Consider the following 21,537-nt stretch of genomic DNA (forward strand, 5'->3'; position numbering starts at 1 on the left):
CTAAGGTCGAGTCATGGCCGTCGTGACCCAGAAGTCCGTCCTCTCCTCCGTGCCCACCCAGCTGTTCATCGGCGGGGAGTGGCGCGACTCGCTCAGTTCCACGACCTTCCCCGTGACGGACCCGGCGACGGGTTCGGTGCTCACCGAGGTGGCCAACGGCACGATGGCCGACGGGACCGCTGCACTCGACGCAGCGATTGCGGCACAGGCGGACTGGGCCGCGACCCCACCCAGGGTCCGCGGCGAGATCCTGCGGCGCGCGTTCGAGCTGCTCACGGCCCGCGCTGACGAGTTCGCGATGTTGATGACCCTCGAGATGGGCAAGCCGCTCGCCGAGTCACGTGGTGAGGTGGCCTACGGTGCGGAGTTCTTCCGGTGGTTCAGCGAGGAAGCCGTGCGGATCCACGGCCGGTATGCCGTGAACCCGGCTGGCGGGTCTCGTCTCCTCACGCTCCAGAAGCCGGTCGGGCCCACGTTCATGATCACCCCGTGGAACTTCCCGCTCGCCATGGGGACGCGCAAGATCGGGCCCGCCGTCGCGGCCGGCTGCACGATGGTGGTCAAGCCGGCCCACGAGACGCCGCTGTCCATGCTCGCGCTCGCAGCGGTGCTCGAGGAGGCAGGTCTGCCGGCCGGCGTGCTCAACGTCGTGACGACGGCCGACACGGCGGTGGTGTCGGAGCCGATCATCCGCGATCCGCGGCTGCGCAAGCTGACCTTCACCGGCTCGACCGCTGTCGGCCGGATGCTCGTCGAGCAGTCGGCCGAACAGCTCCTGCGGGTGTCGATGGAGCTGGGCGGCAACGCACCGTTCGTCGTCTTCGAGGACGCCGATCTCGACGCCGCAGTCGAGGGGGCGATGCTGGCGAAGATGCGCAACATCGGCGAGGCCTGCACGTCGGCCAACCGGTTCGTGGTGCACGAGTCGGTGGCTGCCGACTTCTCGGCTGCCCTGGCTCGCCGGATGGCCGGCCTCACCGTCGGCAAGGGCACCAAGGCCGGTGTCGAGGTCGGTCCGCTCATCACCGACAAGGCGCGCGAGGGCGTCGACGAGCTCGTGCGCGACGCCGTCGACCGTGGAGCCCGAGTGCTCACCGGTGGGGAGAAGCTCGCTGGCCGGGGTCACTTCTATGCGCCCACCGTGCTGGTCGACGTGCCCGCGGACGCCCGGGTCCTGGGTGAGGAGATCTTCGGTCCCGTCGCGCCGGTCACGACCTTCACCGACGACGCCGAGGCGGTCCGGCTCGCGAACTCCACGGAGTACGGCCTCGTGGCGTATGCCTACACGCGCGACCACGGCCGGGTCCTGCGCCTCAGCGAGGCCCTGGAGTTCGGGATGGTCGGCATCAACACCGGGATCGTCTCCAATGCGGCTGCCCCGTTCGGTGGGGTCAAGCACTCGGGCTTCGGGCGCGAGGGAGGCTTCGAGGGGATCCACGAGTACCTCGAGACGACCTACGTCTCACTCAACCCCTGACGCTCCGTCGTTGCCGGCCGCGGCGGTCTCGGGTCTCAGTCCCGACGCATGATGAGCAGCTGACCGGCTGACCGGACCAGGGGAGCGTCATAGGTGCCGACGACGCGCAGACCGCGTCGCCCGAACATCTCGGCGATGTCGGCCGAGCGCACGGGTTCGAGCGCTCCCCATTCCCCGGACTGTGTTGCGCGCGGCTTGCCGTCGCGCGAGTTGAGCGAGACGGCCCAGGTGATGCCCCGGTCGCAGACCTGCCCGATGTAGCTGTCGACGACGTCGGGCTCCATCTCCTGGAACGAGTACGAGTTGACGAAGACCTCGAACGTGTCCTGGAGGTCGCCGAGCCGATAGTTGGGCAGCACGGCCGACCCGGTCGACGTGATCGGCCCCTGGGTGGGGATGGACTCGTCGTAGGTGGCGATGCGGTCCGCGCCGAAGAGCTCGGTGAGGTAGTAGGACGCGACGGTCAGCAGCGGGGGAATGTCGATGTCGACGTAGCGGGTGGCGGGATCCCTCGAGAGCAGGATCTCTCCGAGCACGCCGAACCCCCCGCCGATCTCGAGGAAGCTGCGCGGTGGCGCGTCCACGTGCCGCGACAGCGCGCTGAGACACAGGAGGTAGTTGAGGTAGGCCCGCCCGAAGGCGACGTCCTGGTTGACCGGGTTGAGCCGGTAGGCCTGGGGTGGCTTGCCGACCTTGCTCTCGCCATGGTTGCCGAGGTCGAACGGCCACCGGGCCTGGTCCCACGCAGCGCTGGCGACGTCGTGGTCGCGCCGCGCGTCGAGCGAGCCGTTGAGCCCGCCGGCGAGGAACGGTTGCGTCGCGTGGGTGTTGACGCGACGAGCCGCGTCGAACACGTCTGCGATGGTCGCGTTGCTGTAGCCGTTGCCATAGACGGGATAGAACCAGACCCGCGACGTCGGCCACTTCTTGAAGTTCTCCAGCCCACTTCCCGACATGTCGCCGAGAAGCTGGTCGAGACCAGGCCCCCAGAAGTTTGTGGGCCGGTACGTCTCAGGCGCTGAGCGCAGCTCGGCCAGTGAACGGGCGGTCAGGTCACTCCAGATCGACACGTGTCTCCTAGGGTTCGGGGTCGGTCGTCCCGATGGTAGCGACCATCGGCGGCCGGAACGTGTTCCCCACGACGGCCGGCGAGGCCCGGATCGACCTCGTCCTCAAGGGGACGGGCGGACCGCCCGCCGCCGTGAAGGAGACCTTCGTGCCGGTGGCTCCGGCGACGGCCTTTGCCGACGAGGCCGAAGTCGTCAGGGTGGCCAACTCGACGGGCGAGACGATGACGTCTCCCTCAACCCGTGATCGTCAGGCGGGCTTCCGGTCGCCGGTGTAGGTGTACGTGGACTTCGGGTTGTTCACGAAGCAGCCGTTCCCCTGCAGCCTGTAGCCGGCGAAGTTGGACACGATCTGCACCGTGGAGTCGGTCAGCGTCATGGTCACGGCAGCCCGGCGCACACCGAACAGGGTCTTGTCGCACGGGTCGGTGGGAGGGGGCACCGCCGGGATGCTCCACCGGCCAGGGCCGGCGGGGGTCAGCACGACGGTGGACTTCCCGATGGGGCTGTAGACCGAGCAGGACCCGCTGCGGCAGTCGATCTGGTACGAGCGTTGTTGGCGGGTGGGTGCGCGGCCCCCCACGGTGGACACCGCCACGCCGGTCGAGGTGAAGAGCAATGAGGACGTTGCGGGCACTGACGGTGAGGCGGACGGAGTAGTGGTCCCGGGGGAGGCGGCCGCAGTGGTCGCCGGAGCGATAGCCGGGGTCGCACCGCTGGTGGCGCCTGTCGGGGCTGCCGGCCTGAGCTGATCCGCCTGCGTCGAGCCGTTCTGCATCATCACCGCCGCTGCCGCGCCACCGCCCAGGAGGACTGCGGCGGTGGCTATCCCGGCGGGAACGAGCCATCGGGGTCGGGGGCGAGGTCGGGGCCTGTGGCGAAGGCTGGACACGTCGTCTGAGCGCGACTTCGCGTCGTCGCTGTGGGCGATCCTGCGCGCACTGGCCAGGGCCGTAGTCGGAACGCGGCTCTCCTGCCAGGTCATGCTGCGCTCCGTCGGCTCATCCTCAGGTCCCGGCGACCGTGCCGCCGGGAGACACGGGGCACCGCTCCATCAGTGACCCGCCGCTCGGCCGGGACCAGTGCTCCCGGACGAACCTCGTGCCACCACGACTCGAGCCTGGTCGGGTCCAGCTGGGCGTGGACCACCAGACGTCGTCGTCGCCGTGAGCGGAACAAGCGGTCCACAGTGGCGTCATGCAAGCCGGCGTCCAATCGTTGGAGGAAGGCGACCTCCTCTGCAGCAGGAACGATGGCTCGACACGTCAGTCCCGAAGGGGACTGGAGCCTCCACACGACCCAGTCCCACGTCAACCACTCCGTCTGGGCGTGGACACCGCCGGGGCGTCGTCTCGCAGCGATGTCCGTCTGCCCCACGTCACCGGGTCCGGAGCCGAGGCTGACCAACGAGGGATCGTCGTGACCTGCGCGTCGAAGTGGCAGGTCCCCGACCGCCAGGGCGTCGAGGTCTCGCACAGGAAGTCCATGGGCGAGGGCGAAGGGCCGAGCCCACGACCAGACCTGCCCGAGCTGGAGCCACGGTGGCTTGGCGACGTACCAGCCGAACTTCTCCCGCGACGGCACGACGGCGGGCCGCTGGACCGGCGGTGCGGGTCCGGCGAACAGGCCTGATACGCAGGCGGTGAGCAGGACCGTGCCGACCTCGAGCCACTTGCCCTCGAGGTACTCGGTCCCCACCTCGAGCCGACCGCGGCGGGGGCGGACGAAGATGCCCGAGGAGCCCGTCGGTTCGACGGCGTCCGCCAGGGCACCTACACAGCTGTCGACGAGGCGGCGACCGGTGCGCACGACGAGGTGGTCCGGTGTTGAGATGTTGAGGTGCGTCGAGAAACCGGCCACGGACGTCACGTCGTGGTTCGCGCAGGCACGAGCCAGCTCGGTGCGCTCCCGACGGAGGAGGGAGTCGAGCCGCTGTGGCAGGTCGGGGGCCATAGGTAGCGGCGGGGTGGCCAGCTCGGCCTCCCATCCGTCAGCCGTCAGGGCGACCGTCGACGGCAACCGTCGGGCTCGTGGATCGCCTGGATCGAGAGTGGCCAGGCCGACGGCCACGTGCGGCAGGAGCTGGCGGAAGTCCACCGGTTGGGTGCCCGCCCACAGGCGGTACTCGTGCTCCACACCGAACCTGAAGGACATCACCACCTCCTCACGCGCACGGCGGAGGTGCCACCGCGTGCGGTCGACGCTAGGGCCGTGGCAGGTGCCGGGCCATGGCACGAACAGTCCCCCCTGCCCCACCCCGGAGGGCCATTGCGCCATGCCCCCCGGGCGGGCCTAATCATGAGATCCGGACGGACACTGGAGGGTGACCATGGGTGAGAAGGGCAACATCACGTCGGACGAGCTCGCGACTGCTGCCTCGGGCGGCCTCGGAGCTGTCATCGCCGGCACGGGAACCACGGTGACGGCGGTCTTCGAGGACGCCAGTGGCACGCTCAAGGACAAGGTCATCGACAAGGGAGCCGACGCGGGCATCGCCGCCGCCGAGGAGCGCTGGCGGAGGAACCACCCCAACGGTGAGGGTTCGGACGGGGCTCTTGGTCCGGACAGCGCGTCTGGTGAGGCCAAGAGCCCGAGCTGACCTCGGGGCAGTTCCGGCCCATCACGGTCACCGGAATGGTCGACGCCGGGCTTACATCAGCTCTCGATGCGGAGAGCCTCGACGGGGGCGATGGCGATGGCGCGCCGGGCCGGGCGCTGTGACGCCACGAGGACGAGCAGCGCCCCAGCAGCCGCGATGACGAGCAGGGTTGCGACGGGCACGCCGGAGACGATGCCCTCGGTCTCGACGCCGACGAGCGACTGCGCGCCGGCCGTGCCATAGAGGATGCCCAGCCCGATCCCGAAGAGCACGGCGGACGCCGACAGGGCGATGGACTCCTTGGTGATCATGGTGCGTACCTGCCGGCGGGTGAAGCCGAGCGAGCGTAGGAGCCCGATCTCGCGGTGACGCTGGATGACGGTGAGCGACATCGTGCTGACGAAGCCCACCGCCGCGATGATCGCCGAGATGACGATGATGCAGATGAGGATGGCTGACGTCACAGCCAGTGCCTGGTCGGCCTGCGCCGCCTGAGCCGGGTCCATCTCCCACGAGTTCACGGAGGCGCGCAGCGCCGACATCCCGGAGGCGAAGGTCGTGACGAGGGTGACGCCGATGACCAGCCCCATCGTGGAGCGCGTGGTGCGCAGCGGGTCGAGCAGGGCGTTGCGCCGCGCCACGACGCTCGCCGGGTCGCTCCCCAGCACCCGGCTGAAGGCGGAGACCACGCGGGGGATGACGAACCGGGCACCGATGAGCAGGCCGGTGCCCGACCCCGCCGCACCGCAGAAGGCGAGGACGAACCCGACGCCGGGGTTGGACTCCCCGAGGAGGGCGCCGAGAGCAAGGACGAGCAGCCCGCCGACGATCCCCGTCCCGGCCAGGACAGCGCGCCAGAGCGAGGAGGTGCGAGGCGCAGGCGTGTGGGCCGCCGTCCCGGCGAGCGCGGCGGCGGGCGTCACGCGCAGCACGCCGCGCGACCCCATCCAACCGGCGATGGTCGCAGCGACGGTGATGGCCGCGAACGCCGCGGCGAGCTGCGGGTCCACCCAGGCGTAGTCGGCCGTGGGCAGCGTGTCGCGCGCCACGAGAACTGCTCGCACCACCTGGGTCAGGAGGGTGCCGACGACGACGCCGGCCAGGGCGCCGGTCGCGCCGACGGTGGCGGTGCCACGCATCACGGAGGTGCGCAGCTGGCGGCCGCGAGCTCCGAGCAGGCGCAGGAGCGCGATGTGCCGCAGGCGGCCCGAGACGACGGTGTCGACCGCGCCCACGATGACGACCGCGCCGACATAGAGCGCGATGAGGATGAAGACCCCGGCGACGATGCCGAGCAGCAGCCCGACCGAGCCTCCGGACTCCTCGCTCATCGTCATGAGGATCGACGACGTCATGATGAGCGTGGCGGCATACGCCCCGCACAACCCGGCCACGAGACCGACCGTTCCGAGCTCGCGCAGGCTGCCGAGGGTGAGGTTGCGTCTCATGCGGCACCGACCTCGAAGCCGATGAGCAGGTCCGAGATCTGTTGCGGGGAGAGGGCGCCGTGGTCGCCGACGAGGGATCCGTCGGCGATGACGAGGATGCGGTCGGCATAGGACGCAGCCACCGGGTCGTGGCTGATCATGGCGATGGTCTGGCCGTACTCGCGAGCGGCGGTGCGCAACAACGTCAGCACCTCACGAGAGCTGCGCGAGTCGAGGTTGCCGGTCGGTTCGTCCGCGAAGATCACGGCGGGCCGTGAGGCCAGCGCTCGCGCGATGGCGACCCGCTGCTGCTGGCCACCGGAGAGCTCGCTCGGCCGATGGATGATGCGGTCGGCGAGACCGAGGGTGCCGATGAGGTGGTCGATCCAGGACTGCTGCTCGATGTCGATGCGTCGGCCGGCGAGCTCGAACGGAAGCAGGATGTTCTCGTGGGCCGACAGGGTCGGCACGAGGTTGAAGGCCTGGAAGATGAAGCCGACCTCGCGGCGGCGCAGGGTCGTCCGGGCATCGTCACCCAGATGGGTGAGCGCCGATCCGGCGAGCATGACCTCACCACTGGTCGCATCGTCGAGACCGGCTGCCACGTTCATGAACGTCGACTTGCCGGAGCCGGACGGTCCCATGATGGCGGTGAACCCACCGCGGTGGATGTCGACGGTGACCTCGTCGAGGGCGGCCACCCTGCCAGTGCCCTCGCCATAGATCTTCGACACCCTTCGCAGAGACACGACGGGATGAGCTGGGCTGTGCTGCAACGGTTCTGATGTCATATCTCCAACGCTAGGGACGCCGGGAACGCAGCACATCCGGCGACGGGACCACACGGCATACATCGTCCGGTGTATGCCGCTGCCCCGGAACGTAGGCTCGTGGCATGAGCCAGACACCGGACACCAGCACCGTCGACGCCCTGTCCCACGCCGCGCGGGCAGCCGGTAGCGACCTCGACGCACAGACCGCGCTCTGGCAGGCGATGTTCGAGCTGGACCAGTGGTACTTCGTCGCTCGCGGCACCCTGCCCGACGTGGCACCCCTCGTCGGAGTCGTCGACGGCGTGCCGTCGCTCCTTGCGTTCACCACCGGCCCGCGGGCGCGCGAGTTCGCGCTCGGGAACGGCTTCAGCGAGGAGGAGGCCAGCCAGGTCCTCGGCGTGCCGACCGGATCCGTCCTTGACCTCTGTGAGCAGTTCACCGCGCAGGGTGTGGATCGGCTCGTCGTCGACCAGGGCGTGCTCGGGTTCTTCGCGCCCCTGCCGCAGCTGCGACCCATCCACGAGTTCATCAACCGACCGCGTCGGGTCCCGCCCGGCTAGAGGAGGCCGTGCTCGTAGGCGTAGACCACGAGCTGCACCCGGTCGCGCAGCGCGAGCTTGCCGAGGACGCGGGAGACGTGGGTCTTCACGGTCGCCTCGGAGAGGAACTCGGCGGCGGCGATCTCGGCGTTGGACAGGCCCTGGGCGGCACGCAGCAAGATCTCTCGCTCGCGCGGTGTGAGCCGCTCGTAGTCCGGACCCGGTCTCGTCGTGGCGCGTTCGCGGAAGCGCTCGAAGACGGCGCGAGTCGCCCCGGCGGCAACGACCTGCGTCCCGTCGGCGACGGCCCGGATGGCTGCGAGGAGGAACTCCGGCCGTGACTCCTTGAGCACGAACCCCGACGCGCCCGCCTCGATGGCGTCGGCGGCCAGCTCGTCGAGGTCGAAGGTCGTGAGGACGAGCACGCGTGGCGCGTCGTCCCCGAAGCGCCCGACGATCCGGCGGGTCGCCTCGACTCCGTCGACACGCGGCATACGCACGTCCATGAGGACGACGTCTGGACGGGAGGTCTCGACGAGGCCGACAGCCCCGTCGCCGTCACCTGCCTCGCCGACGACGGTGAGGTCGTCCTGGCTGCCCACGACCATGGCGATCCCGGCACGGAAGAGGGCCTGGTCGTCGACGAGCGCGACGCGGATCGTCATGACGAGCTGACCGGGATGTGCACCCTGACGAGCCAGAGGTCGCCTTCGCGTCCAGCCGAGAAGGTGCCGCCCGCCACCGTCGTCCGCTCGGCCATGCCGATGAGGCCGTGGCCGGAGCGCTCGCCCGTCGCGTGGCCGCTGATGTGGTTGGTCACGCTCAGACGGTATCCGTCGGTCCAGTCGACGACGACGTGCACGGGCGCCGAGAGGTCGCCGTGCTTGAGGGCGTTGGTGAGCGACTCGCCGAGGAGGCGATGGGCCGTGAGAGCGAGAAGCGGTGACTCGTCACGCTGGCCCCTCTCGGCGATGTCCAGCGCCATCCCCGACGAGCGCATGCGCTCCTCGAGCTCGGCCTGTTGGGCAAAGCCGGGCGTGCTCGGCTGGAGCGCCGGATCGCGCAGCTGGGCGACGATGGTGCGCAGGTCTGTGATCGCGGTCCGGGCGGTCTCTCCGATGACCTCCAGGGCCCGTTCGGCGCCAGCAGGGTTGTCCCGGAACGCATATCGGGCACCGTCGCTCTGCGCGGCGACGACGGCCCACGAGTGGGCGACGACGTCGTGCATGTCGGCGGCGATGCGGCGGCGCTCCTGCTCGATGTCGTAGAGCTCGGTCACCCGACGCCGCTCGACGGCCTCGAGCTGGGCGTCGATCCGGGCCTGCACGGTCTGACGACTCTGCCAGCGCAGGTATCCCGCAACCCATCCGCCGAACACGAAGAGAGCAGCGGTGGATCCCAGTCCGACAGCCGTGGCACCACGTCCGAAGCCGCTCATCTCGACGCCCCCGCGTGTTGCGCCGTAGGCCGCCGCGCCGATCACCGCGACTCCCGCCGCGGCCATCCCGAAACGGCGCACCCGCGTGTCCCGGTGCGACCCCAGCGTGAAGAAGAAGACGGCGTATGCCGCGTTGGCCAGGTAGGCGATGTCCGAACCGAGCATCTGGGTGACCCCACCCGCGACGGCGAAGCCCGACATGGCCTGCCACGAGACGTGCCGCAGCCCCAACCCCACTGCGAGCAGCAGGGTCGCGACGGCCGCCCCAGCGCCGAGGCTGACGTGGATCGCGAACATCGCGAGGCCGAAGGCGGCAGCGCCGCCGAGGTCGATGAGCAGCTGGCGTCGGGTCGGCCGCTGGTCGCCCCACACGTCGGTCATCCCGCAAGGTTAGGTCGCACGCAGGATGCGCGTCGTCCCTCGCTCGACGGACCGGCATACCCCCGCTGATGTATGCCGGTCCGTCGTGGATCGCGCGAGACGCGCGGTCCTACGCGTAGGCGTTGTAGACCTGCTGGGCGTAGCGGACGCGGGTGGCGTGCTGGCAGTCGCCGCAGATCTCGAACCTGGACTCGAACGCCCGCACGGCGGCGTCGATGGTCGTCGCCGCCCTCAAGGTCGACTTGCCGTAGGCCGAGAAGGTGTTCAGCTCGTAGGTGATGAACTTCAGCTGGAGGCTCAGCGACCACACCGACTGGCCCTGCTGGTTGGCGTACCAGACCGCGTTGTCGTTGGCGTAGCGGTCCCAGCGTCCACCGACACTCCACTGGGCGATGCCTCGACCTGCACCCCCGGGCTGAGAGGCGCGTGGGTCGATGCTGCTGCCGGACTCCTGCATGAGGTTGCCGACGATGCCGGCGGACTGCACCTTGGTGTAGCCGGCGCCGACGAAGTAGTTGAACGCCGCCTGCTGGTTGTTGAGGGAGAAGCCGTGCGAGGCGTTGTTGTTCTTCAGGGCCGTGACCAGGTTGGACCTGGCGCCCGCCGGGATGGTCTGCGAGGTGCCCTGGTAGTCGCTGTTGTAGTAGACGGTGACCGGCTTGGTGCTGCGGTTGTGGACGGACGCGGCGTTGTTCTTGACGCAGATGCCCTGGCCGTTGCCGGGACCGCGGAACTCGTAGCAGCCCGGTTGGGTCGCGCCGTAGTCGCCGATCGACCCGGTGAAGTCCGAGACGGAGCCGGCTTGGTCGCTGTTGTAGTAGTAGCAGAACTCGCCGTCGTTGCAGACACCGTCGCGGCCGGCGGCCTGTGCGGTCGACGGGAGGGCGACGCCGGCCAGGATCATGACGAACGTGGCGAGAGGCGCGAGGAGCAGCGCGGTCCGTCGCGCGGAACGGTTCGTGGTCATCTGGATCTCCTGGGTGCTCAGGCGGACTGGAGCTGCTGACGGGGCGGCTGCGGGCGGGACGCGGCGCCGAGGACGGGGGTCCCCGGCACCGCGAGCGTCACGAGGTGGGTCAGGGATCAGCCGGGGGGCAGACCCGTGACGCCCTTGTTCTTCAAGAAGGTGTGGCCGTCGATCCTGGTGCCGTTGTTGCGCACCTCGAAGTGCAGGTGCGTGCCGCTGGAGTTGCCCTGGTTGCCGACGTTGATCAGCAGCTGCCCGGCCGTCACCTGCGCCCCGACGACGAAGGACGCCGGCTTGTCGCGGGCGTACCAGTGCGCGTAACCCATGCGGATGCCGCCGCCGCAGTTCACCCAGAGGTAGTTGGTCGAGCCGCTGACGCCGTAGGCGTTCGAGTTGGGGTAGGTCGCGTCGATGTCGATGTTGTCGATCGTGCCCGTGCAGGCCGACTTGAACCTGCCGGTGAAGCCCGCGTAGTCGACCGCTCCGTGGAAGCCACCGCTGGGGTAGTACTCGCGCGCGGTGATCACGGCCGTGGACGGGACGGGCGAGGCCCAGCTGGAGGCCGGCGGCGTCCCGACGTAGTGCGATGCGTTCTGGTTCTTCAGCGTCGCGTTCAGGTTGACCGAGGCTCCGGCCGCGATGGTCTGCTTGGAGCCGCCGTAGCCGCTGTTGTAGTAGACCGTGACGGCCTTCGTGGTCTTGTTGCGCACCGAGGCGACCTGGTTCTTGATGCACAGCCCCTGGCCGGCCCCTGGGCCCTTGAAGTCGTAGCACTCCGGCTGCGACGTGCCGTAGTCGGCGATCGAGGTGGTGAAGTCCGAGAGCGAACCGGCGAAGTCGCTGTTGTAGTAGAAGCAGACCTCTCCGGTGTTGCACACACCGTCGCGACCTGCGGCTTGGGCCGACGGGGAGCCGAGGGCGGACATTCCCGTGGCGAGCAGCGCCACCGCTGACGCGCCGACCGCGGCGCGCTTCTTGAGCTTGGTCATGATTCTCCTGGCTGAGGTGGCGGGTGGAGCTCGACCGTCGCGGCGGGTTTGTCGGACCGGTCAGGGTGGGGTCAGGCCTGGTTGCGCAGGTACTGCTCCCAGGTGATCTTGGTGACCTGCGGCCCGTCGTCGGGACCGTTGCCCGACAACCCGTTGCGGCCCTCGTAGTAGGCGCCGATCTGCTTCTGCGCGGGCAGGGAGAGGTCGGTGTCGTTGGTGGCGACGGCGTGGATGTGCCAGGGCCAGTCGTCCTGGCTCGGGTTGCGCAGCCAGGCGGCGAAGCCGACACGGCGCAGTGCGGTGACGGCTGCGGTGCGCTGCTGGGTGGTCAGCGCCTCGGCGTCGAGGTCGACCGTCCCACCGCCGTCGTGGGTCCCCGCGGAGGTCGGGTCGACGTCGGGCGAGTAGGAGCCCTGCTCGACGACGAACGCCTTGCCGGCCAGGAGTCGCGCCTCGGCCAGCATCGCGACGGTGCGGGTGTTGAAGGGGAAGCCCTGGAACGTCGTCCGGGCACCCGGCGTGACCGGCCGACTGACCGAGAACCGTTGGGCGCCGAGGGAGGTCAGTGACGCCTTGCCGGGGAGCCCGGTGGCTCCCAGCCCGCTGTAGCCCAGCGAGCGCTGCCAAGAGGCGTATGCCGTGCGGGTCACGCTCCCGAAGTGACCGTCCACGTACTGGCTGGCAAGGAACCCGCGGGCGACGAGAGCCTGTTCGACCAGGGTCACGCTCGGTCCGGCGCCGGCGGTGATCCCGGTGCCGGTCTTCACCGGGTCCCACTGCGCCGCCAGCAGCACCTTCTCCATGTCGACCGCGGGGAGGGCCGCGCTGGCGGGGCGGGCGCTCACGGCCGCGAGCACCGCGGCACCTGAGCCGGCGAGGAACACTCGCCGGCCGAGTGCGGCTCGCTCGCTGCCGGCGCTCGTCTTGTCGATCATGCGGACCTCATCTGGGTGGACTGCGCTGCTGATGTTCAGGAGTGTGGGAGCGGGCGCTGCGATTCCGCTGCGAAAGCTCTGCGAGTGATGAGGGCACAATGGCGCACGTGTCGAAACCAGCGCGTTCCTCCCTCGCCTGGTTGGCGCCGCTGCTCGTCATCGTCCTGCTCCTGGGTCTGTGGTGGTTCGTGAGCCGCGACAGCTCGACCGGTTCGGCGGACTCGCCCGGCGCTCGGGCGAGCGCGACCGCGGGACCCAGCGGGACGGCATACCCGCCCACCGGGAGGACGCCCGAATCGGGACTCGACACGATCGCGGAGTCGAGGCTGCCCGGGGAGGCCCGGGTCGTGCTCGGGCTGATCCGTGCGGGCGGCCCCTACGAGTACGACCAGGACGACCGGACCTTCCAGAACCGTGAAGGCATCCTGCCGGCGCAGAAGCGCGGCTACTACCGTGAGTACACCGTCGAGACACCGGGTTCGAACGACCGCGGCGCACGACGGATCATCGCCGGTGCGGGCGGCGACAGGTACTGGACGACCGACCACTACGACAGCTTCCGGCAGATCCAGGAGGGGCAGTGATGCGGGTTCTCGGTGGCCAGGTGGACCTCGACGGGCTCATCGCCGATGCGGTCGAGGAGGGGCGGCAGGTGCAGGTCGTCCGTGGAGCGGCGACCAAGGCGGCGACGCTCGAGGCGTTCTCGCAGGAGCTGAACTTCCCGGAGTGGTTCGGCATGAACCTCGACGCGCTCGCCGACTGCCTCGACACCCTGGCCCGTGAGAGCCAGGGGGAGTGGGAGATCGTCTGGGACGGCGTCGCCGGGCTGAGGCGCGACGACCCGCGAGCCGCTGCCGGGGTCGAGGACATCCTGCGCGAGCTGAGCGAGGAGCACCCCCGCGTCCACGTCACCCTCATCGACCGCTGACCCGGCGGAGCGCCGCTGGCAGGATGTGGGGCGTGACCACACCGAGCGAGACCAACGTCCAGCTGAACGAGATCATGCGGGCCACCGAGGCCAACCTGCTCGGCACCGTGCACGGTGGCCACCTCATGAAGGCGGTCGACAGCATCGCCGGCGTCGTCGCCAACCGCTACGCCGGTGGGCCCGCGGTCACGGCCGCGCTCGACGAGATGAGCTTCCTCACCCCGGTGCGGGTCGGGGACATCCTGCACTCGAGCGCACAGCTCAACTGGGCGGGCCGCTCGTCCATGGAGGTCGGCGTGCGCGTCGAGGTCGACCGCTGGGACTCCATCACCGACCGGGTCCACGTCGCGAGCGCCTACCTCGTGTTCGTCGCCGTCGACGCCGAGGGCAAGCCCAAGCCCATCCCGCCCCTGGACCTCGAGACACCCGAGGAGAGGCGCCGGTTCCGTGAGGCCGAGATACGGCGTGAGCACCGCCTGGCCATGCGCGCCGCCATCGAGGCCTCGCGCGAGGCCGAGCGGTCGGAGGGGGACGCGTGACCACTCGCTCCGTCTCCCTCCTCGGCTCGACCGGGTCGATCGGCACCCAGGCCCTCGATGTCATCGCCCGCAACCGGGACCGGTTCACCGTCACCGCGATCTCCGCCGGCAGCAACCTCGAGCTCGTCGCCCGCCAGGCCGTCGACTTCGACGTACCCCTCGTCGCCCTCGCCTCCGGCGCGCCGGAGGACGTCCGCTCCGCGATCGATGCGTATGCCGCGGGGCTGGGTCGGAGCGCATACTCGCCCGAGATCGTGGTCGGGGACGACGCCGCGGTCACAGCCGCCGGGGTCGGTGCCGACGTCGTCCTCAACGGCATCACCGGCTCGATCGGCCTGCGCCCCACGCTGGCGGCACTGGCGGCCGGCTCGACGCTCGCCCTCGCCAACAAGGAGTCGCTCATCATCGGCGGCGACCTCGTGAGGCGTGCCGCGAAGCCTGAGCAGATCGTCCCCGTCGACAGTGAGCACAGCGCCATCGCCCAGTCGCTGCGGGGAGGGCGCGCCGAGGAGGTTCGGCGGCTCGTCGTCACCGCGAGCGGCGGGCCCTTCCGGGGTCGCACCCGAGCTGAGCTCTCCGACGTCACGCCCGAGCAGGCCCTCGCGCACCCCAACTTCTCGATGGGTCGCGTCATCACGACGAACTCCGCCACCCTCGTCAACAAGGGCCTCGAGGTCATCGAGGCACACCTGCTCTTCGACATCCCCTTCGACCGCATCGACGTCGTCGTCCACCCGCAGCAGCAGATCCACTCGATGGTCGAGTTCCGCGACGGTTCGACCATCGCCCAGCTGGGACCGCCACGGATGCTCGTGCCCATCGCGCTCGGGCTCTCCTGGCCCGAGCGGCTCGACTCGGTCGACCAGCCCTGCGACTGGTCGCTTCCGCAGTCCTGGGACTTCGCGCCGCTGGACGACGACGCCTTCCCCGCCGTGCGGCTCGCGCGCCGCGTCGGGGAGGCGGGACGCACCTTCCCCGCGGTCTACAACGCCGCCAACGAGGTGGCCGTCGACGCCTTCCACGAGGGGCGCATCGGTTTCGTCGACATCGTCGACTCGGTCGAGCGAGTCGTGGACGCGCACGCGAGCGCGCATACTGGGAGTGATTTCGACGCCTCGTCCGTTGAGGGAGTGCTCGGGGCTGACGCGTGGGCCCGGGGGCGGGCTCGCACCGAACTTGGCCTCTGAAACGACACTGGAAGGCGCTGAGCAGCACATCATGACCGTTCTGGCATACATCGTGGGCGTGCTCGTCCTGGCCTTCGGCGTGGCGGCGTCCATCGCCCTGCACGAGGTGGGGCACCTTGCGCCGGCGAAGCGCTTCGGTGTGCGGGTCACCCAGTACATGGTGGGATTCGGGCCGACGGTGTGGTCGCGCAAGCGAGGTGAGACCGAGTACGGCATCAAGGCCATCCCGCTCGGCGGCTACATCCGGATGATCGGGATGTTCCCTCCGCGCGCCGGCCAGGATCCCACCATGATCCGCGTCTCGTCGACCGGCCGCTTCAGCCAGCTCGCCGACGAGGCCCGCAAGGCCTCGCTCGAGGAGATGCGTCCGGGCGACGAGCACCGCGTCTTCTACAAGCTGCCGGTGCACCGCAAGGTCATCATCATGCTCGGCGGCCCGTTCATGAACTTCGTCATCGGCACCGTGCTCCTCACCGTCCTCGTCACCGCCCACGGCGTCCTCGCCCTGCAGGACGGCGCGCGGGTCGCGAGTGTCGCGCAGTGCGTCAAGACGGTCGAGCAGGCCCGGACCGACCCGAGCTGTGCAGGGGCGCCCGCCACCCCCGCCAACGCGGCGGGAATCCTCCCCGAGGACGAGATCCGCACCATCAACGGCGAGCCGGTCCGGACGTCGTCGGACGTGGGGCGCCTGGTGCGCCCCCGGGTCGACCAGCCGACCGAGATCGGCATCGTGCGCGACGGCACCGAGCAGACCCTCACCGTCACCCCCATCCTCAACACGCTGCCCGCCTACGACGACGCGGGTCAGCCGATCCTGGATGCCGACGGCACGCAGAAGGTCGTCGAGACCGGCTATCTCGGCATCTCGTCGGCGGGGATCCTCGACTACGAGACGCAGCCGCTCACCGCCGTGCCCGGCATCATCGGCGAGAACCTGTGGCGCACCGCCGGAGCCATCGTCAAGATCCCGCAGAAGATGGTGGGCGTCTGGAACGCCGCCTTCTCGGGCCAGGAGCGCGACATCGAGAGCCCCATGTCGGTCGTGGGTGTCGGCCGGGTCGCGGGCGAGGTGTCCGCAGGCAAGCTGGACGGCATCGTGGGGGAGTCGTGGGGCGACAAGGCGTGGTTCCTCGTCATGCTCATCGCCTCGCTCAACTTCATGCTCTTCGTCTTCAACCTCATCCCGCTCCTGCCGCTCGACGGCGGCCACGTCGCGGGCGCCCTGTGGGAGGGGACCAAGAAGGGCTGGGCGCGGCTGCGCGGCAACCCCGACCCCGGTCACGTCGACGTCGCCAAGGCCCTCCCGGTGGCGTATGCCGTCTCGCTCGGGCTGCTGGTGATGTCGGTCCTGCTCATCTATGCCGACCTGGTCAACCCGATCAACCTCGGCGGCTAGCCACCCCCGCTGAGCCGTCCCCTGCCGCATTATCGGGTGACCCGATAATGGGCCGCTCAACCCAAGTTGCCAATAAGGGTTGAGCGGCACAAAGTCGGGTGAGGCCTCCGGGATCGGCCCGGTGAGGGTGCGCGGACAGGCGAGCCGACGGCATACCGGATAATGGGTGCCATGACTGTTGGTCTCGGTATGCCGTCCCTGCCCGCCCCCGTGCTGGCGCCGCGTCGCAAGACCCGCAAGATCAAGGTCGGCAAGGTCGAGGTCGGGGGCGACGCACCCATCTCGGTGCAGTCGATGACGACCACCCCGACGACCGACATCAACGCGACGCTGCAACAGATCGCCGAGCTGACCGCGACCGGCTGCGACATCGTGCGGGTCGCCTGCCCGAGCCAGGACGACGCCGAGGCCCTGCCCGCGATCGCCCGCAAGTCGCAGATCCCGGTCATCGCCGACATCCACTTCCAGCCGAAGTATGTCTTCGCCGCGATCGACGCCGGCTGTGCGGCGGTGCGGGTCAACCCGGGCAACATCCGCAAGTTCGACGACCAGGTCAAGCAGATCGCCGCGGCCGCCAAGGACGCGGGCGTCTCCATCCGTATCGGCGTCAACGCAGGCTCGCTCGACCCGCGCCTGCTGCAGAAGTACGGCAAGGCCACCGCCGAGGCACTCGTCGAGTCGGCCGTGTGGGAGGCCGGTCTCTTCGAGGAGCACGACTTCCACGACTTCAAGATCTCGGTCAAGCACAACGACCCGGTCGTCATGGTGCGGGCCTACGAGATGCTGTCCGAGCGTGGCGACTGGCCGCTCCACCTCGGTGTCACCGAGGCCGGCCCGGCGTTCCAGGGCACGATCAAGTCGGCCACGGCCTTCGGCGCGCTGCTGTCCAAGGGCATCGGCGACACGATCCGCGTCTCCCTGTCGGCCCCTCCCGTCGAGGAGGTCAAGGTCGGCAACCAGATCCTCCAGTCGCTCAACCTCAAGCCCCGCAAGCTCGAGATCGTCTCGTGCCCCTCGTGTGGGCGCGCCCAGGTCGATGTCTACACGTTGGCCGAGCAGGTCACGGCCGGGCTCGAGGGCATGACCGTGCCGCTCCGGGTGGCCGTCATGGGCTGCGTCGTCAACGGTCCGGGCGAGGCCCGTGAGGCCGACCTCGGTGTCGCCTCCGGCAACGGCAAGGGCCAGATCTTCGTCAAGGGCGAGGTCATCAAGACGGTGCCCGAGTCGATGATCGTCGAGACGCTCATCGAGGAGGCCATGCGGATCGCCGACGAGATGGGCGAGCCGATGGACGAGGAGTCCGCTGGCGCGCCGAGCGTCACCGTCAGCTGACCCGCTGTCGGGAGCGGGCGGCATACCCGTTGTTGCTGAATTGATCCACGACGGCCGGTGTTGACGCGCGCTCGCCGCTTAGGCTGAGCCCGTGCTTCGCACCCGCACCCCGGTGAGGTCGCTCACCAGATCTGACGTCGACGACGCCCTCGAGCTCTGCTCGCGCAATGTCGCGGCGCACGTCTTCGTGGCCGCGCGCATCCTCGAGTCGGTGCCGAGCGGGACGCTCTCCGCGGCGATGGGGGTGCGCGAGGAGGGCCGGCTCACCTCGCTGTGCTGGGCCAGTGCCAACGTCGTGCCCGTGGAGACGTCCGCCGAGTCGCGCATCCTGTATGCCGAGCGCATCCGCCGGTGGCGTGGTCGCGTCGCGTCGTTGCTGGGTCCACGAGACGAGGTCGTCGACCTGTGGAACGCCCTGGAGCCGCACTGGGGTCCGTCACGGGCCGTGCGTGCTCACCAGCCTCTGCTCGCGACGTCGACGCCACCATCGGGGCTGGGAGTCGCGCTGGACCCGCGGGTGCGGGTGGCGCGGGCGGACGAAGTGGACCTCATCCTGCCGGCAGCCGCGCACATGTTCACGGCCGAGATCGGCTATCCGCCCTACACCGGCAGCTCTCGCAGCTACCGCGGCTCGCTCGCTGGTCTCGTCGCCCAGGGACACACCTATGTCGTCGTCGAGGACGGCGAGGTCATCTTCAAGACCGACATCGGCTCACTGGCCCTGGGGTGCGCCCAGCTGCAAGGAGTCTGGCTGGCCCCTCGGCTGCGCGGACAGGGTCTCGCCGGGCCGATGCTGGCGTCGGTGATGGAGCAGGTCATGACTGGCCCGGCCCCGACCGTGTCGCTCTATGTCAACGACTTCAACGCGCCTGCGCTGGCGACCTACGAGCGGCTCGGTTTCGCACCCGTCGGTGACTTCACCACCGTCCTCCTCTGAGTGGGCATGACCCGTAGGAAGGTCCCACGCCTCGCGACCTCCATGCCGCGCTACGAGGGACATAGAGGTCGACGGCGCGAGCCACCTGCGCCATGAAGTCGTGGGGGACCAGGCGCAGACCCAGCACGGGGAGCCTGAGCACGCGGTCACCCTCGATGACGAGCTCGTTGGCGCGAAGAGCGTCGTCGACCGGGTTCAGCCCGGCGAGGTGGTGGCCACCGTCCACCTCGACCGCGGCCCGGATGTGGACAGAAAAGGTCCCACACCTCGCGACGTCTGTGCCGCGAAGTGTGGGACCTTGCTCAGCTCAGCGCCGAGCCCCCGGTGGGGGTCAGCAGCCGCCGCAGTTGTAGTAGAGGATGTCCCAGTGGTTGCTCTCCTTGGCATAGATGTTGCCGGCGCCTGACTTGTAGGTCGGCGCACCGTCGCCGCGCGTGCCGTTGTAGGGGAAGGTCCCCGTGATGTAGTTGCCCGCACAGGTCGTGAGTCCGATGTCCACCTTGTAGCCGTTCCAGTGGCTGTAGGTCCCCGACGCGTGACCGGTCTCGGTGCCACCGGTGATCGTGATGGCGCATCCGCTGGCTCGCTTGAAGGTGATGATCCCGTCGATGGTGGCCGAGTTCACCTGCTCGAACGACGTGCAGGTCGAGACGTTGCGGTTGCTGCACCCCCCGCTCGACGTCCAGCTGATCCCGGCGGCAGAGAGCTTGGCCGTGGCCTGGGAGTGCGTGAGCTTCGTGACTGCCGAGGCAGAGGGTGCGGCGCTGAGGACCGCCGCGACGGATACGGCAGCGACCGCGACAGTGCGGGCGCTCCGAGTGGCAAGCATGGTCATGAGAGTTCTCCTCGTGACGAGTTGGTCCCCACGGCTGTGAGGCCCGTCCTCGACGCTAGGTCGACGCGGGTCAACGCCCGGTGAAGCCCGGCTCAGGAGTTGGTCAAGTTCCGCGAGCGGTCGACAGCGGCCATGCCGGCTCTCTGACACGATGGGCGGCATGCGCCAGACGAACCCGCCGCTCGACAGGGCCACCATCGGACTCGCCACCATGTTCCTCGGGTCAGCGGCCCTTCACCTGGCGCGGCCGCAGGTCTACGAGGCGATCGTGCCCCACGCCCTGCCGCGCAAGCGCGAGCTCGTCTATGCCAGCGGCGTCGCAGAGATCGTGTGCGGGCTCGGACTGCTCCACCCGCGCACCCGCAAGGTCGCCGGACTCGCCAGCGCCGTGCTCCTCGTCGTGGTGCTGCCGGCCAACGTCCAGATGAGCGCCGACCACGCCAAGCGGGCCCAGCGCAAGGGCGACACCGGCTCCAAGGCGTTCTTTGCCGGCACGGTGGCGCGGCTGCCGTTGCAGTGGCCTCTCATCCGCACCGCGCTGCGCGCCTCCGGCCGGCTGCGCTGAGCCGCGAACGTCAGTAGAGACCCGTCGAGTAGGTCTCACCGTAGTAGCGCTCGAGCTCCTCGACGCTGTCGAGCGGGCGCTCGGTGAGCTTGGCGATGTGGGCTCGCGGCGGCACAGCGCCTGGCCGCCACGTCTCGGGGTGCCACAGCTTGCTGCGCATGAACGCCTTCGCGCAGTGCCCGAAGATCTCGTCGATCTCGACGACGAGGGCGAGCACGGGACGATGCCCCTGGACGACCATGTCGTCGAACCACGGCGCCTCCGAGACGAGGTGCGCGCGTCCGTTGATCCGCAGCGTGTCGCCTCGACCTGGGATGACGAAGAGCAGCCCGACGTGCGGGTTCAGCAGCACGTTGCGGTAGCCGTCGGCTCGACGGTTGCCCCTGCGCTCGGGGATGGCGATCGTGCGGTCGTCGAGGACGTGGACGAGCCCGGCCGGGTCGCCCTTGGGTGAGGCGTCGCACGAGCCGTCGGGCGCGGAGGTCGCAACGATGCAGAAGGGCGAGGCGGCGAGCCACTGTCGGTCGATGTCGAGCAGCGCCGGCCGCACCTTGTCACGCACGGCCGGGGTGGGCTCGCCGAGCAGGGCGGTCAGCTCCTCGTCCGAGGTGATGATGGCGCTGCGGTCGGTGCCGACGTCGGTCACGGCTTCCACCCCAGGTCGATGTCGGTGAGGGCCTCGTCGAGGATGCCGAGCGCCTTCGGGCCCATGCCGTGCAGGTCGGCCACGTCGGCCCGCCGCCACTCGCTCAGCTCCTCGAGCGTGGTGATGCCGGCCTGCGTCATGGCGTCGTGCGCGGGGTTGCTGGTCTTCGGCAACGGCGTTCCCATGGTCGCGAGCGTATCGGCGATGCGAACCCGGTATGCCGCCGCCAGGGCTTCCAGGTCGGCGCGATAGTCCGCGATCCGACACCCCAGACCGTTGGGCTTGACGAGGATCCCCTCGTCGCTCCAGTGCGGTCGAGCCTGCTCGAGCAATGGCGCCGGAAGGTCGCCCGCAGCATTGGTGATCCGCCACCATGTCAGTCCTTCGCTGTGGTGGCGCATGAACGACCCCACCTGGCGTGGCCCGATTCCCACGATCTTCCCCAGGTCGCCGTAGCTCACGACACGACCTCGGGGCACCAGCTCGACGAGGGTGAGCACCCGCTCGATCGTCAGCTCGCTCGCCATGGGCGCCAGCCTAGGCCGGTGGGTCCCGGCTCTGCGGCGGGCGGCACCCACGG

At 69.7% G+C, this 21,537-nt stretch carries 25 protein-coding genes; 12 read left to right on the forward strand and 13 right to left on the reverse strand.

The window, feature by feature from the left end; translation table 11 throughout:
• Window positions 1–13: 13 nt before the first annotated feature.
• Window positions 14–1,477 carry an NAD-dependent succinate-semialdehyde dehydrogenase gene (locus tag ACFQW8_RS14295; RefSeq protein WP_380088383.1) on the forward strand — a complete coding sequence of 488 codons (1,464 nt, stop codon included), beginning with the start codon at window positions 14–16 and terminating at the stop codon, window positions 1,475–1,477.
• A 35-nt stretch (window positions 1,478–1,512) separates the two neighbouring features.
• Here ACFQW8_RS14295 and ACFQW8_RS14300 read toward each other — a convergent pair whose 3' ends face one another.
• Window positions 1,513–2,547 (reverse strand): putative sugar O-methyltransferase, encoded by a 1,035-nt coding sequence (locus ACFQW8_RS14300; RefSeq protein ID WP_380088384.1) that lies wholly within the window; start codon window positions 2,545–2,547, stop codon window positions 1,513–1,515.
• Window positions 2,548–2,606: 59 nt separating this feature from the next.
• On the opposite strand from ACFQW8_RS14300, the gene ACFQW8_RS14305 reads away from it, so the two are divergent.
• A complete protein-coding gene (locus ACFQW8_RS14305; protein ID WP_380088386.1) occupies window positions 2,607–2,822 on the forward strand; it encodes a hypothetical protein in 216 nt (71 codons plus the stop codon).
• Here ACFQW8_RS14305 and ACFQW8_RS14310 read toward each other — a convergent pair.
• Complete coding sequence (locus ACFQW8_RS14310; protein WP_380088388.1) at window positions 2,795–3,181, reverse strand: hypothetical protein; 387 nt, start codon at window positions 3,179–3,181, stop codon at window positions 2,795–2,797. The two genes, ACFQW8_RS14305 and ACFQW8_RS14310, sit on opposite strands and share 28 nt — an antisense overlap.
• A 344-nt stretch (window positions 3,182–3,525) precedes the next feature.
• Window positions 3,526–4,698, reverse strand: coding sequence for a hypothetical protein (locus ACFQW8_RS14315; protein WP_380088390.1), 1,173 nt, complete (start codon window positions 4,696–4,698; stop codon window positions 3,526–3,528).
• Between the two features lie 175 nt (window positions 4,699–4,873).
• Between ACFQW8_RS14315 and ACFQW8_RS14320 the strand changes: the two genes are divergently transcribed.
• Window positions 4,874–5,143, forward strand: coding sequence for a hypothetical protein (locus ACFQW8_RS14320; protein WP_380088392.1), 270 nt, complete (start codon window positions 4,874–4,876; stop codon window positions 5,141–5,143).
• 56 nt (window positions 5,144–5,199) lie between these two features.
• On the opposite strand, the gene ACFQW8_RS14325 is transcribed toward ACFQW8_RS14320, so the two are convergent.
• Complete coding sequence (locus ACFQW8_RS14325; RefSeq protein WP_380088394.1) at window positions 5,200–6,591, reverse strand: FtsX-like permease family protein; 1,392 nt, start codon at window positions 6,589–6,591, stop codon at window positions 5,200–5,202.
• Complete coding sequence (locus ACFQW8_RS14330) at window positions 6,588–7,361, reverse strand: ABC transporter ATP-binding protein (RefSeq protein ID WP_380088396.1); 774 nt, start codon at window positions 7,359–7,361, stop codon at window positions 6,588–6,590. The genes ACFQW8_RS14325 and ACFQW8_RS14330 overlap by 4 nt, the downstream gene beginning before the upstream one ends.
• Window positions 7,362–7,465: 104 nt before the next feature.
• On the opposite strand from ACFQW8_RS14330, the gene ACFQW8_RS14335 reads away from it, so the two are divergent.
• The gene (locus ACFQW8_RS14335) at window positions 7,466–7,903 is read left to right on the forward strand and encodes a hypothetical protein (protein WP_380088398.1); all 438 of its coding nucleotides are present in this window, start codon (window positions 7,466–7,468) and stop codon (window positions 7,901–7,903) included.
• On the opposite strand, the gene ACFQW8_RS14340 is transcribed toward ACFQW8_RS14335, so the two are convergent.
• The 5 genes from ACFQW8_RS14340 to ACFQW8_RS14360 form a co-directional block, all read right to left on the reverse strand.
• Complete coding sequence (locus ACFQW8_RS14340; protein ID WP_380088400.1) at window positions 7,900–8,547, reverse strand: response regulator; 648 nt, start codon at window positions 8,545–8,547, stop codon at window positions 7,900–7,902. The two genes, ACFQW8_RS14335 and ACFQW8_RS14340, sit on opposite strands and share 4 nt — an antisense overlap.
• On the reverse strand, window positions 8,544–9,701 hold the full coding sequence (locus tag ACFQW8_RS14345; RefSeq protein WP_380088402.1) for a sensor histidine kinase: 1,158 nt from the start codon (window positions 9,699–9,701) through the stop codon (window positions 8,544–8,546). Before ACFQW8_RS14345 ends, ACFQW8_RS14340 begins: the two co-directional genes overlap by 4 nt.
• A gap of 109 nt (window positions 9,702–9,810) precedes the next feature.
• Window positions 9,811–10,668: a phage tail tip lysozyme gene (locus ACFQW8_RS14350; RefSeq protein WP_380088404.1), complete on the reverse strand. Its 858-nt coding sequence runs from the start codon at window positions 10,666–10,668 to the stop codon at window positions 9,811–9,813.
• Window positions 10,669–10,784: 116 nt separating this feature from the next.
• The gene (locus ACFQW8_RS14355; protein ID WP_380088405.1) at window positions 10,785–11,657 is read right to left on the reverse strand and encodes a peptidase inhibitor family I36 protein; all 873 of its coding nucleotides are present in this window, start codon (window positions 11,655–11,657) and stop codon (window positions 10,785–10,787) included.
• 71 nt (window positions 11,658–11,728) lie between these two features.
• A complete protein-coding gene (locus ACFQW8_RS14360; RefSeq protein ID WP_380088406.1) occupies window positions 11,729–12,592 on the reverse strand; it encodes a peptidoglycan-binding protein in 864 nt (287 codons plus the stop codon).
• A gap of 98 nt (window positions 12,593–12,690) precedes the next feature.
• Here ACFQW8_RS14360 and ACFQW8_RS14365 point away from each other — a divergent pair, with 98 nt between their 5' ends.
• The 7 genes from ACFQW8_RS14365 (at window position 12,691) to ACFQW8_RS14395 (ending at window position 18,911) form a co-directional block, all read left to right on the forward strand.
• Entirely contained in the window at window positions 12,691–13,176 is a 486-nt protein-coding gene (locus tag ACFQW8_RS14365) for a ribonuclease domain-containing protein (protein WP_380088407.1), read from the forward strand.
• Window positions 13,176–13,520, forward strand: a complete 345-nt coding sequence (locus ACFQW8_RS14370) for a barstar family protein (protein WP_380088676.1) — start codon at window positions 13,176–13,178, stop codon at window positions 13,518–13,520. The genes ACFQW8_RS14365 and ACFQW8_RS14370 overlap by 1 nt, the downstream gene beginning before the upstream one ends.
• A 32-nt stretch (window positions 13,521–13,552) precedes the next feature.
• Complete coding sequence (locus ACFQW8_RS14375; protein WP_380088408.1) at window positions 13,553–14,059, forward strand: acyl-CoA thioesterase; 507 nt, start codon at window positions 13,553–13,555, stop codon at window positions 14,057–14,059.
• A complete protein-coding gene (gene dxr / locus ACFQW8_RS14380; protein WP_380088409.1) occupies window positions 14,056–15,246 on the forward strand; it encodes a 1-deoxy-D-xylulose-5-phosphate reductoisomerase in 1,191 nt (396 codons plus the stop codon). The genes ACFQW8_RS14375 and dxr overlap by 4 nt, the downstream gene beginning before the upstream one ends.
• A 31-nt stretch (window positions 15,247–15,277) precedes the next feature.
• The gene (locus ACFQW8_RS14385) at window positions 15,278–16,642 is read left to right on the forward strand and encodes a M50 family metallopeptidase (RefSeq protein WP_380088411.1); all 1,365 of its coding nucleotides are present in this window, start codon (window positions 15,278–15,280) and stop codon (window positions 16,640–16,642) included.
• A gap of 171 nt (window positions 16,643–16,813) precedes the next feature.
• Window positions 16,814–17,974, forward strand: coding sequence for a flavodoxin-dependent (E)-4-hydroxy-3-methylbut-2-enyl-diphosphate synthase (gene ispG / locus ACFQW8_RS14390; protein WP_380088413.1), 1,161 nt, complete (start codon window positions 16,814–16,816; stop codon window positions 17,972–17,974).
• A gap of 91 nt (window positions 17,975–18,065) precedes the next feature.
• Window positions 18,066–18,911, forward strand: a complete 846-nt coding sequence (locus tag ACFQW8_RS14395) for a GNAT family N-acetyltransferase (RefSeq protein WP_380088415.1) — start codon at window positions 18,066–18,068, stop codon at window positions 18,909–18,911.
• Between the two features lie 331 nt (window positions 18,912–19,242).
• Here the strand turns inward: ACFQW8_RS14395 and ACFQW8_RS14400 are convergent, their stop codons facing one another.
• The gene (locus tag ACFQW8_RS14400) at window positions 19,243–19,746 is read right to left on the reverse strand and encodes a hypothetical protein (RefSeq protein ID WP_380088416.1); all 504 of its coding nucleotides are present in this window, start codon (window positions 19,744–19,746) and stop codon (window positions 19,243–19,245) included.
• 160 nt (window positions 19,747–19,906) lie between these two features.
• Here ACFQW8_RS14400 and ACFQW8_RS14405 point away from each other — a divergent pair, with 160 nt between their 5' ends.
• Entirely contained in the window at window positions 19,907–20,311 is a 405-nt protein-coding gene (locus ACFQW8_RS14405; RefSeq protein WP_380088418.1) for a DoxX family protein, read from the forward strand.
• A gap of 10 nt (window positions 20,312–20,321) precedes the next feature.
• Here ACFQW8_RS14405 and ACFQW8_RS14410 read toward each other — a convergent pair whose 3' ends face one another.
• Both ACFQW8_RS14410 and ACFQW8_RS14415 read right to left on the reverse strand, forming a co-directional pair.
• Entirely contained in the window at window positions 20,322–20,957 is a 636-nt protein-coding gene (locus ACFQW8_RS14410; protein ID WP_380088420.1) for a pyridoxamine 5'-phosphate oxidase family protein, read from the reverse strand.
• Window positions 20,954–21,484 carry an MGMT family protein gene (locus tag ACFQW8_RS14415; RefSeq protein WP_380088422.1) on the reverse strand — a complete coding sequence of 177 codons (531 nt, stop codon included), beginning with the start codon at window positions 21,482–21,484 and terminating at the stop codon, window positions 20,954–20,956. Before ACFQW8_RS14415 ends, ACFQW8_RS14410 begins: the two co-directional genes overlap by 4 nt.
• Window positions 21,485–21,537: the final 53 nt, after the last annotated feature.

Source organism: Knoellia altitudinis (genome assembly GCF_042666355.1).
GTDB classification, from domain to species: domain Bacteria; phylum Actinomycetota; class Actinomycetes; order Actinomycetales; family Dermatophilaceae; genus Knoellia; species Knoellia altitudinis.